The sequence below is a fragment of the Synechococcus sp. H55.10 genome (genome assembly GCF_047502715.1).
Classification (GTDB): Bacteria; Cyanobacteriota; Cyanobacteriia; order Thermostichales; family Thermostichaceae; genus Thermostichus.
This window is the reverse complement of record NZ_JANSJJ010000061.1, coordinates 1-10,700: the sequence shown is the minus strand read 5'-3', so window position 1 is coordinate 10,700 and position 10,700 is coordinate 1. Positions and strand designations below refer to the sequence as shown.

Here is a 10,700-nt window from a genome sequence, read left to right as displayed (position 1 = left end):
AGGCAAAGGTCTAGATGGCTCTTTCTGGTAATCTAAGTTGGGGGTTTAAGATCGGTAGGTGTTGCCCAGCATCCCTTACTCCATTCTCTCTTTGTCTGGGGCTGTAGCTCAGATGGATAGAGCAAGCGCCTCCTAAGCGCTAGGCCGGCGGTTCAAGTCCGCCCAGTCCCGTTGTGTGAAATCTTCAGAGTTTCACCGATAGAGGTTGCAGGAGTTGTGCAGGTCGTAGCCAGAAGCCAAAACCTCTTGCTGGCGATCCCCAAGGCCGATGTCACAGCGCAGAAGCTCCCCACCAGCACTCACATGGGTATGAGCCTCAGTCATCCAACGCATGCCGGTCACGCCAGGAGCAGGAGGAACCACTTCAGGAAGACGATAGTTGTAGGCTGGCCAGGGGTCTTGCAAATAGCGATCCCCGTGAACCCCACCGAATTCGATATCGGTGTAGCCGGAGGGATAAACCGTAAAGTCCATGCGGAAAACTTCTGAAGCACGGCCAACGGTCGCCAAAGCTGCTTGGGCTTCAGCAACTCTGGAGCGACGAATCTGATTGAGCAGATTGGGAATAGCCACAGCGGAGAGAATACCAACAATTACGATGACCACCAGCAACTCGATCAACGTCATGCCGTGGGGGGCTGCAGTGGTCGGGCGGAAGAGCATCCTCTTCAGATAGGCTTCATGAGAGGAAAGTCGGCTCATGGCAGTATTCACTCCACCTTCGCAGAACTCAGGTATCCAGATACACGCAATTTAGGCCAGCATTCAGGTCTTATTCTTGGTCTCAGGTTACCCTTCGCAGACGCAAAACTTTCCTCGCCAAATCATGCGAACTCCTGAAGCCGCGCCGGCGTTGGGCTGGGATTCAGATGGATCGCAAGGCCGCCTGTAGCAGGGTTTTTTGGGAGCCGGTTTGAAAGCCCTGAGCGCGGATGTGGCGTCCCTGCAGGTTAGGCAGACACTATCGGCTCTGGAGGGCATTGGGACAAGCGAACGTTACAACTTTTTTCAGTGTTATCCACTACAGCTCATGTAGATCCATCTCTTGCGTGGGAAAGAGCCCGCCTGGCTACGGAACTCCTATGAAAGAGGAGCTCCGCCCACGCCAGCACAGAAATAGCCAGAAAACCACAAAGCCTTCCTACCATAGGGTTTGCCCAGCCAGAAATGCCAAACCGCCCCCGAGGGATCCGTGGGGGGGTCGGCTGCTGGGGCTCCTGCGGTTTCTAGCTGATCACGTGGACGATTGCAGGATTTCCCGGATGCTGAAGTAGAGGGCCAGCACCACCAAAAATCCCCCGTACAGGCGGGTCAGCAACGGCGTGGAAAGTCGCAACGCCAATCTACCCCCCAGCACCGTGCAGGGAAACACCCCCCACGCCAGCCAGAAGGTGGTGCCCCAATCAATATGCCCCAGGCTGTTGTGAACCAAAATTTCGGGGACGGCCAACAACGCCACCGAAGCAAGGGAGCTGGCCAGAGCGCTCCGCAGATCCAGCCCTATGGCCAGTTGGTAGAAAGGCACCAACACCAGTCCGCCGCCATTGGCCAGCACCCCATTCAAGAAATTCAACAAGAGAGAACCCACCGGGATCCGCTCCAGGTGCAATTCCTTTTTCTCTTCGCTGGGCAGAAAACCCCGTAATCCGCTCACGCCGTATAGCCCGATCCCAAAAATGAACACCGCCGTCAGCAACATCAGCACCACTCCCGGCAGAAACTTCGTCGTCCATGCCCCCAGCGCTGCCGCCGGGATCCCCCAGACCACTGTGCGACCCACCACCCGCCAGTGGATCATTCCCCGTTTTTGAAAGGCGACCACTCCTCCCAGAGCGCTGGGCAAGGTGAGGGGCAGAGGGCTGGCCAACGCCACAACTGCCGGCATCCCCAGCAACCGCAGCAACGGCGTGCCCAAAGAGCTGCCCCCCAAGCCAAACAAACCGGCGCAAAAGCCAATGCCACACCCCACCAACAGCGTCACCCACCAACTCATCAGCATCTCCACCGCCAAGCTCTGCCTCGACGGTAAGGGAGGCAACTGATAAAATCAAATGGTTTTAACTCTAAAAAAAATAAATCCTAGTTATGATCTATGTGATCCGGTTGTGTTGGCATGGCCGAGCCACAGGGTGGCTTTGAGAAATCAACATCCACTCCGCCGATGCGCAGGGATCCCTGGAAAATGACGTTGGAGCAACTGCGGATTTTTTTGGCGGTGGCAGAGCACCTGCACTTCACCCGGGCTGCCGCTGCCCTCTACATCACCCAGCCAGCGGTCAGCGCTGCCATTCAGGCGTTGGAGCGGAGCTACGGCATCCCGCTGTTTCACCGGATAGGGCGGCGGGTGGAGTTGACGGAAGCTGGGCTATGGCTGAAGGGGCAGGCCCAAGAGATTCTGCAGCGGGTGGCGCAGACGGAACAGGGCCTCAAAGAGCTGAATAATCTGCAGATGGGGGAGCTTCACCTCGGTTCCAGCCTCACCATCGGCAACTACTGGCTGCCCTACCGCCTCAGCCTCTACCAGCAGCGCTACCCCGGCATTCAGATCCGCTGCACGCTGGCCAACACAGAGGCCATTGCCGAGGGTTTGCTGCAGGGCAAGTTCAATCTGGGCCTGGTGGAGGGCGTTATCCGACCTGAGGATCGACCTCACCTGGAACAGCACGTCATCGATTGGGATCGCCTCTGCCTCATTGTCGGCAGAGGACATCCTTGGTATGGTCGGCCAAACATCGAGATCTCAGATCTGGTGGAAACCGACTGGATCATGAGGGAGCCGGGATCCGGCACCCAGCAGCGTTTTGAAGCTGCCCTGGCCTGCTGGGGGATCCCTGTCGAGCGGCTATCGGTCATCTTGCGCCTGCAAAGTGGGGAAATGGTCAAGGCCCTGGTCAGTCAGGGATCCGCAGCTGGCGCCATCTCGGAATTGATGATCCGCAACGAAGTGCGCCTGGGGGATCTGCGGGCAGTGCCCCTGGCCGCCGGATCGGATGCTCTGCGACGCCCCTTTCTGCTGCTCAAGCATCGCCAACGCCACCTCTCGCGCGCCGCCCAGGCTTTTGAGAACATGATCCGCCTCCTAGATTTGGGGAACTCGCCCGACGATCAACTTCCATCGACCTAGCCAGACATCGGGCTGGCCAAGCAACAGCCCAGCGCCCTTCGGGCCCCCGTCTCTGGACTGGTCGTACAGTCCAACACCGACGTTCGATAAGCCTTCTGGGCTTTATCAGTACCCCCGTAGTCCGGTGCAATCCACCGAGATCCGGGGATAAGACATAAAGGCTGGGGCAGGATCCCCTCTGACCCATTTCCTCGGATCTCGGCCAGGGATCCCTATACTGAGGTAGAAGCACTGGAAGGCACCGGAACGGCAAGGGTAGCATTAGGTCAGACTGCTAGAGGGGGAAACAACCGATGGGATTGTTCGATCGGGTCAGCCGAATCATCAGATCCAATATCAACGCGCTGGTCAGCAGCGCCGAAGATCCGGAGAAAATCCTGAACCAAACCATTCAGGACATGTCGGAGGATCACTACCAAATGCGGCAAGCGGTTGCCCAGGCCATTGCTGCCCAGAAGCGGATCGAGCGGCAGTATGAGCAAGCGCAGCAGAACGTTGACGAGTGGCAAAGACGGGCCGAGTTGGCCCTGCGCAACAACAACGAAGCCCTGGCCCGCGAAGCGCTGGTGCGCAAGAAAACCTTTGCCGAAACTGCCCAGAGCCTGAAGCGGCAGTTGGATGAGCAGACCAAGCAGGTGGAGGTCTTAAAGGCCAACATGACCAAGCTGGAGAGCAAAATCGCCGAGGCCAAGACCAAGAAAGATATGCTCATCGCCCGGGCCCGCGCTGCCAAGGCTTCTCAACAAATTAACCAGGTCATCGGACGGGTGGACGCCACCAGTGCCTTCGCGGCTTTCGAGCGCATGGAGGAGAAGGTGAACTCCCTGGAAGCTCAGTCGGCGGCGGTGGCGGAGCTGGCGGTGGACAACTTGGAGAACCAGTTTGCCGCTTTGGAAGCAGGTGGGTCGGATGTCGATCACGAGCTGATGATGCTGAAAGCGGCGATGCAGGGCCAATTGCCCGCCGGAGAGCGGAAAGTTTTGCCGCAAGCCCAATCTGCTGCCTCGGCTGAAAGCGAGGTAGATGCGGAGTTGGAAAATCTGCGCCGCGAAATCGACCAGCTTTGAACAATGGGAGGCCGTGTCTGCCTGAGTTCCGGGGGCATGTTTCCTCTTGGCTTAGGTGGGTTGGGGTGTCCTTACCGGGGGGACACAGAGTGGTAAGCTAGCCCAGAAGAGCTCTCGGCCTGCTTCTGGCAGGGGGGAGCTTGGGTTAAGGTAGCCTTCCTGCGTTTTTGCGAGAGAACCAACAGCGATGACAACAGCGAGTATCAAGCCTCTTTTAGATGCCAAGCAACTGTTGCAGGCTTATGCGTCTGGCCAGCGGGATTTCTCTGGCTCCAACTTGAGCGGAGCCCAGTTGAGCGGTGCGAACTTGAGGGGCATCATTCTGCGGGATGCCGATTTGAGTGGGGCGGATCTGCGCGAGGCGGATTTGGCAGGGGCGGATCTCTCCGGAGCCGACCTGCGCGGAGCCAAGCTGCGACGGGTGAACCTAATCGGAGCTAAGTTGGTGAAGGCGGATCTGCGGGGGGCCAACCTCTACCGGGCTAAGTTGCTCAGGGCTGACCTTAGCGAAGCAGAGCTGAACCGGGCCGATCTGCGCATTGGCGCCGATCTGCGCGGAGCCATCATCACCAACACCCACTTCCGTGGCGCCCTTTACGACGAGTACACGAAGTTCCCGGATGGCTTTAACCCGACCGAGATGGGCATGTAGGCTTTCTAGGGAACCAGCTCCTGCCACAGTTGGGTAACGCCTTCGGCAGCTGCTACAAAGGGCGGGTTGTGCAGCTCCGGTTTGTTGTAGCGCAAGGGATCCCCTTGCAAGTTCGTGACACTTCCCCCCGCCTGCTCGACGATACAGTGGGCGGCGGCGGTATCCCATTCCAGGGTGGGGCCAAAGCGGGGGTAGAGATGGGCGGATCCCTCGGCCACCAGGCAAAACTTGAGGGCGCTACCCACAGACTTGACTTCGAGAGAACCGTAGCGCCGTCGCAGCCGCTCCAGGAATTGCTCCGTCTCCGGGCTGCGGTGGGAACGGCTGGCCACCACCTGCAGAGGAGCCTGGGCGGGGGGGCGGGCCCGGATGGGCTCTTTGCCTTTGTAGGCCCCCAGCCCTTGCGCTGCCCTGTAGGTAAGGCCGAGAGCCGGGGCATGGACGACGCCTAAGATGGGGATCCCCGCCTCGACGAGGGCGATGTTGACCGTGAACTGGCCGTTGCGCCCGATAAACTCGCGCGTGCCATCTAGGGGATCCACCAGCCAGAACTGCCGCCACTGTTGCCGCTCCGAATAGGGGATCCCGCCGCATTCTTCCGACAGCACGGGGATCCCCGGAGTTAGATCTTGCAGGCCCCGCAGGATCAGGTGGTGGGCGGCCAGATCTGCTTCGGTGAGGGGGGAGGAGTCGGCCTTATCCCTGACCTGGATCTGATCTTGCCGATAGATCTCCAAAATGGCTTGCCCGGCTGTTTCCGAAAGGCGGCTGACACGGGGCAAGAGATCGGCCAGATCCTGCATGGGCAACCCCCCAAGATTTAGCAGCGCACCGGAATGCCGTGGGCGGCCAAATCGGCTTTGATCTGGGCAATCGTCAACTGGCCGTAGTGCAACAGAGAAGCCAACAGGGCTGCCTCTGCCCCCCCCTCCTGCAGAGCTTGGCGGATGTGGGCACAGTCTCCCGCCCCCCCTGAGGCGATCACCGGTACCGCCACCGCCTCGGCCACGCGGCGGGTCAGCTCCAGGTCGTAGCCCGCTTGGGTGCCGTCGGCGTCCATGCTGGTGAGCAAGATCTCCCCTGCCCCTCGCTCGGCCACGGTTTTGGCCCACTCCACCACGTCCAGCCCCGTCGGCTCCCTCCCCCCGCGCACGTACACTTCCCATCCCCCTGGTTTGGCGCGGGCGTCGATAGCCACCACGATGCACTGGGATCCAAACTGACGGCTGGCCTGGGTGACCAGATCCGGATCCCGGACTGCCGCCGAGTTGAGGCTTACCTTGTCGGCCCCGGCCCGCAACAGTTGCCGGATCCCTTCCACATCGCGGATCCCACCTCCCACCGTGAGGGGGATGAACACCTGCTCCGCCGTGCGCTGCACCACCTCCAGCAAAATCTCCCGCTCCTCGTGGGTAGCGGTGATGTCCAGAAAGACCAGCTCGTCCGCCCCCGCCCGATCATAAGCCTGGGCCAGCTCCACCGGATCCCCGGCATCGCGCAACTGCACAAACTGGATCCCTTTGACCACCCGCCCCGCCGCCACATCCAGACAGGGAATGATCCGTTTGGCCAACATCGCCTTCTCCTCCGCTGGCGTGATGGCCTAGCCGAAGCTGATGACCAAGAAGGGTTCTTGAAACTTGGCCCCGGCCACCTGCCGACCCGCCAGGCTAGGAGGCAAGAACAAATTGCGCCGCTGATCCCCGGCGGTGATGGTCAGCTCCGGGCCCGACTGGCTCAGCTCGATCTGGGCCTTGCTGAAGCCGGGAATAAACAGCTTGACTGTACGCGCTCCCTCGTCGATGGCCACGGGCGGCGGCACATCCGGCACGGCGAATATGCCCCCCACCGCTGCCTCCAAAGCTGACCAATCGGATCCTTGACGCAGGGGAAGTGTGCGTACGGTCAAGGGGAAAAAATCGGCAGCCGAGACCTCGCCCGGAGCCAGAGGGGTGACCCAGAGGCCGCCCACCGTCAGCCCCACCATCTGAGCGCTGCCCCAGAGGTAACGGGCGGTTTGGACGGCCATCGGATCCGGGGTGGTCACCAGGTGGGCCAACACGCGGCGCGGATCGGCGATGGCCTGCCGCCCCTGCTCGAAAATGTTGGTCATCCCCCCCAGCCGATTCGACAGATCCTCTAAAGACGAGAACTCCACGGTGCTGACCGACCGCAGCAACGGCTCGGCAAAAGGGCGCAGGGTTTTGGCCAAGTCGGATCCCAGAAAAGCCTGGGAAGCCCGCCGCCAGTACCAGCTGGCCACCTCCGGGATGCCAAAAGCCCGCAAGGTGGTCAGATCCCCCGGCCCATCGTAGAGAATGCAGTCGTATTGGCCGCTGGCATCGTAGCGGCGCAGCGCTTCCAGGGCCAGCGCCTGATCCATGCCCGGCAACACCCCCAGCTCCTGACCGTAGATCTCCCGGAAAAAGGGAGTGCGCACATATCGGGCTTCCAGCTCTTTGGCCGCCGTCCAGTGTTGTTCCAGAAGCTGAGTTGTGCGCAACTGCACCACGCTCAAATTGGCAGCAATGGTCACCGGCTCCCCGGCAAGTGGGATCCCGCCCAAGAGCATCTCCAGCGCCGGCCCCGCCTGATGGCCCACCAACAGCACTCGCCGCCCCTGTTGGGCTGCTGCCCGCGCTGCTGCCACCGCCAACGTGCTCCGGCCTGTGCCCCCCTTACCCAAAAAGGTGAGGATCTGGCTCATTCCCGCTCTCCTGCCTCGCCGTAGATGTCGATGTACAAAGACTGGCCCGCCAACTGGGCTGCCGCCATCATCACCTGCCGAATCGCCTGCAGAGTGCGCCCGCCGCGCCCGAATACCCGCCCGCGATCCTTGGGGTCAAAGGCCAGCCGCAGCCATACCTTGCGCCCGCCACAGGTGGTTTCCACGTCCATCTGCAGCCCAGATGAGCTGAGCAACGGCTCGATCAAAAGATGGACAAGGGCTTTGTAGTCTGGCATGGGCGTCTGGTAAGGAAAAACGGGTTCAAGCCGAGCCTATAGCCAAAAGGTTAACCGATGGCGTCAGCGGGACGAAGTCCTTATCCTAGGCTTTGGCTGCTTCTTCGACCCGTGGCTCTTCAATTGCAGATTCTTGGTGGCTCGATTCTGGCAGGGATCCAGCCTCTGCCACAGCCGGCTCTGCATCGGGTTCAGGAGCTTCCGTAGCAGGTTCTTCTGTTGGCTCAGGGATCCCAGCTTCAGGCTTGGCGATGGCCGGGATGCGAATCGAGGCAACCACTCCGCCTTCTCCTGCTTTCAGCATCTCGTAGATGCCGGCCTTTTTGAGAAGACCCTCCACGGTCTCCGTGGGCTGAGCGCCACAACGCAACCATTTGAGCAGGCCCGCCGTCTCCAAAACCGTCTCTTTGGTGCGCGGGTTGTAGTAGCCCAATTCCTCCAGCGGACGGGCCTCGCGACGGCTTTTACTTTCGATGGCGATGATGCGATAGCTGGGTTGCCGTTTTTTTCCGTAGCGCTTGAGCCGCAATTTGACCATGGGGTATCTGCTCCTTAGGGTTGCTCCGCAAGCTGTGAAGGGTGGTTAGAGGGAAAGCGAAATCGACCCAGTGTCCGCTGCTTCGATCCCTTACGGGAATCTGGGCAGACACAGGCTCTCTATTTTAGTCGATTTTTTCCTTGGCTGAAAAAGAGCCGAACTGACGCCAGGCGGCGATCTTCGTGGCAAAGTTGAAGAGGAAACCCACACTCAGCAACAACCCCCATGGTCAACTACGCCGACTTGACAGATGAGCAGCGCCAGCTCTACCTCAAAGCCCTGATCGCGGTGGCCCGAGTGGACGGCCAGTTGGACGAAGAGGAAACCAACTTTTTCCTGCAAATTGCCGAAGGGATGGGCATTGAAGAACAGGTGGCCCAAACCTATCTGGCCGAGAAAACAGACGCAACCCTAGACCTCAGCGGGATCCCGCCTCTGCACAACGCAGCCGGGGCCTTGATCCTGCGGGATCTGACAACAATGGCGGTGGTCAACAACGAGCTGACAGAAAAGGAGGAGGCGCTCATTTTTGAGATCGGCAAGGCCATGCAGTTCAGCCGGGAGGAGATCGACGAGTTCCTGAACTGTGCCTTCATGGGCCTGCAATGGCAACTGAAGAACAGGGGCTTGCTAGAGCGCTACGCCCAGCCTTCTCAGGGAGATCCAGCTACCGAATAGCATTAGATAGCATCAGCCAGAACAGCCGGCCTTGGCAACCGCATCAACACCCCGGCTTGGTGTTTCCCCCAACCAAGCCAGGGAGTCTTTCAGGTTCAGCCCAGACATCTGGCCATCGCAACCTAGCCGATAAAGCGATCCAGGGCCCGTTGCAGCTCTTCCAGCTCCACTTCGATATTGCCGGTCTCGATGGCGTGGCGGATGCAATGGCGGATGTGATCGTCCAGGATCAGCCGCGCCACCCGATCCAGCGCCCCCTTGACGGCGGCAATTTGTAGCAGCACATCTGGACAAGGTTGATCCTGCTCGATCATGGAGCGGATCCCGTGAACGTGCCCCTCGATGCGCGCCAAGCGGTTGATCAACTTGCGCCGTGACTGAGGATCATGATGGTGAGGCTGGGCCCGCCCAGACAGGGGCGGCTTTTCCAGCGCCAACTCCCACTCCTCCTCCCAATCGGGTTCTGAAGGGAGCGGTGGAACGGAGCGAGCGCCAAGTGGAAGGACAGGATCGGACATAAAAAGGGCAGAAGACTGCTTGCATAATACTGCTTGGTTTTCCCTGGGAACGATAGGGTACTCTACAATAAGAAAAGATATGAAATTTTGTAAAACCTCTCATACGCTGGCTCCATGACCTCTGTGCTCTCCCCCTTTGGCCCTGTAGAAGCGGATCTGGAGCGTTTACGCCAGAACCTGACGCGGTTGGTTAGCGCCAAGCACCCCATTCTGGCTATGGCTGCCGAGCATCTGTTTTCGGCAGGTGGGAAAGGGATCCGGCCAGCCATTGTGCTCCTCATTGCCCGTGCCACCACTCCCGATGGGGAGATCACACCCCGCCACTGGCGCTTGGCAGAGATTACCGAGATGATCCACACGGCCAGCTTGGTACACGATGATGTCATCGATGCTGCCGACGTGCGACGAGGAATCGACACGGTAAACACCCTCTTCGACAATCGGATAGCCGTGCTGGCGGGGGATTACCTCTTCGGTCAGGCTGCCTGGTATTTGGCCAGTCTGGACAATCTGGAAGTGGTGAAGCTCCTTTCCAAGGTGATCATGGATCTGCCAGAAGGAGAGGTGCGTCAGAGCCTTACCCGCTTCAACCCGGATGTGTCGATGGAGGACTACCTGGCCAAGAGCTTCTACAAAACGGCCTCCCTGATGTCCGGCAGTTCCAAGGCTGCCGGTCTGCTGAGTGGGGTGAGCGAGGAGGTGGCGGATCGGCTATTCGATTTTGGGCGGGATCTGGGCATTGCCTTTCAGATCGTTGACGATCTGCTGGACTTCACCGCTTCGGCAGAGATGCTCGGCAAGCCGGTGGGATCCGACCTCATCCAGGGCAACCTCACCGCACCCGTTTTATTCGCCTTAGAGGAATTTCCCCAGATGCGGGAGCTCATTCTCAGGGAACTGTCCAACCCGCAAGACCTGAAGCAGGCCCTAGAGTGGGTGTATCAAAGCGAAGGGATCCCACGCTCTCGTCAGTTGGCGCGAGACTATGCCCGTCAGGCCGCCGAGGCGCTGGAAGTGCTCCCGGATTCTGTAGCCCGCCGGGCTCTGTTTCAAATGGTGGACTATGTGCTGGAGCGGCTGCAGTAAACTACCCGACTCCGACCGCTAAGCGGTACGGAGCGGGCTTTCCGTAGCCCTGCAGTTGGCAAGCCAACCACGG

12 protein-coding genes, 1 tRNA gene and 1 pseudogene are annotated in these 10,700 nt (G+C 59.9%); 6 read left to right on the top strand and 8 right to left on the bottom strand.

Going from position 1 to position 10,700, the window contains the following annotated elements; translation table 11 throughout:
• Nucleotides 1-97 precede the first annotated feature (97 nt).
• Nucleotides 98-171, top strand: a tRNA-Arg gene (locus NW858_RS04970).
• A 21-nt stretch (nucleotides 172-192) separates the two neighbouring features.
• Here NW858_RS04970 and NW858_RS04965 read toward each other — a convergent pair.
• Both NW858_RS04965 and NW858_RS04960 read right to left on the bottom strand, forming a co-directional pair.
• A complete protein-coding gene (locus NW858_RS04965; protein ID WP_414336261.1) occupies nucleotides 193-702 on the bottom strand; it encodes a type IV pilin protein in 510 nt (169 codons plus the stop codon).
• Nucleotides 703-1,234: 532 nt separating this feature from the next.
• Nucleotides 1,235-1,993, bottom strand: coding sequence for a sulfite exporter TauE/SafE family protein (locus NW858_RS04960; RefSeq protein WP_414349236.1), 759 nt, complete (start codon nucleotides 1,991-1,993; stop codon nucleotides 1,235-1,237).
• 120 nt (nucleotides 1,994-2,113) lie between these two features.
• On the opposite strand from NW858_RS04960, the gene NW858_RS04955 reads away from it, so the two are divergent.
• The 3 genes from NW858_RS04955 to NW858_RS04945 all read left to right on the top strand — a co-directional run bounded on the left by NW858_RS04955 (nucleotide 2,114) and on the right by NW858_RS04945 (nucleotide 4,843).
• Entirely contained in the window at nucleotides 2,114-3,124 is a 1,011-nt protein-coding gene (locus tag NW858_RS04955) for a LysR substrate-binding domain-containing protein (protein ID WP_414349234.1), read from the top strand.
• Nucleotides 3,125-3,417: 293 nt separating this feature from the next.
• Nucleotides 3,418-4,191 (top strand): PspA/IM30 family protein, encoded by a 774-nt coding sequence (locus NW858_RS04950; RefSeq protein WP_414335790.1) that lies wholly within the window; start codon nucleotides 3,418-3,420, stop codon nucleotides 4,189-4,191.
• A 187-nt stretch (nucleotides 4,192-4,378) separates the two neighbouring features.
• Nucleotides 4,379-4,843 (top strand): pentapeptide repeat-containing protein, encoded by a 465-nt coding sequence (locus NW858_RS04945; RefSeq protein WP_414335792.1) that lies wholly within the window; start codon nucleotides 4,379-4,381, stop codon nucleotides 4,841-4,843.
• Nucleotides 4,844-4,848: 5 nt separating this feature from the next.
• Here the strand turns inward: NW858_RS04945 and cysQ are convergent, their stop codons facing one another.
• From cysQ to rpsP, 5 genes and pseudogenes are all read right to left on the bottom strand, one after another.
• A complete protein-coding gene (gene cysQ / locus NW858_RS04940) occupies nucleotides 4,849-5,646 on the bottom strand; it encodes a 3'(2'),5'-bisphosphate nucleotidase CysQ (RefSeq protein ID WP_414520035.1) in 798 nt (265 codons plus the stop codon).
• 17 nt (nucleotides 5,647-5,663) lie between these two features.
• Complete coding sequence (gene hisF, locus NW858_RS04935; RefSeq protein WP_414335796.1) at nucleotides 5,664-6,419, bottom strand: imidazole glycerol phosphate synthase subunit HisF; 756 nt, start codon at nucleotides 6,417-6,419, stop codon at nucleotides 5,664-5,666.
• Nucleotides 6,420-6,446: 27 nt separating this feature from the next.
• Nucleotides 6,447-7,550 (bottom strand): ArsA family ATPase, encoded by a 1,104-nt coding sequence (locus tag NW858_RS04930; RefSeq protein ID WP_414347738.1) that lies wholly within the window; start codon nucleotides 7,548-7,550, stop codon nucleotides 6,447-6,449.
• The gene (locus NW858_RS04925) at nucleotides 7,547-7,807 is read right to left on the bottom strand and encodes a KH domain-containing protein (protein WP_414335800.1); all 261 of its coding nucleotides are present in this window, start codon (nucleotides 7,805-7,807) and stop codon (nucleotides 7,547-7,549) included. The genes NW858_RS04930 and NW858_RS04925 overlap by 4 nt, the downstream gene beginning before the upstream one ends.
• Before the next feature lie 292 nt (nucleotides 7,808-8,099).
• Nucleotides 8,100-8,345 (bottom strand): annotated as a pseudogene (gene rpsP, locus NW858_RS04920) (30S ribosomal protein S16); the annotation flags it as partial.
• 225 nt (nucleotides 8,346-8,570) lie between these two features.
• Between rpsP and NW858_RS04915 the strand changes: the two are divergent.
• On the top strand, nucleotides 8,571-9,023 hold the full coding sequence (locus NW858_RS04915) for a TerB family tellurite resistance protein (protein ID WP_414335802.1): 453 nt from the start codon (nucleotides 8,571-8,573) through the stop codon (nucleotides 9,021-9,023).
• Between the two features lie 122 nt (nucleotides 9,024-9,145).
• Here the strand turns inward: NW858_RS04915 and NW858_RS04910 are convergent, their stop codons facing one another.
• A complete protein-coding gene (locus tag NW858_RS04910; RefSeq protein WP_414335804.1) occupies nucleotides 9,146-9,541 on the bottom strand; it encodes a metal-sensing transcriptional repressor in 396 nt (131 codons plus the stop codon).
• 114 nt (nucleotides 9,542-9,655) lie between these two features.
• Here NW858_RS04910 and sds point away from each other — a divergent pair, with 114 nt between their 5' ends.
• Complete coding sequence (gene sds, locus NW858_RS04905; protein WP_414347741.1) at nucleotides 9,656-10,627, top strand: solanesyl diphosphate synthase; 972 nt, start codon at nucleotides 9,656-9,658, stop codon at nucleotides 10,625-10,627.
• The last annotated feature ends 73 nt before the right edge of the window (nucleotides 10,628-10,700 follow it).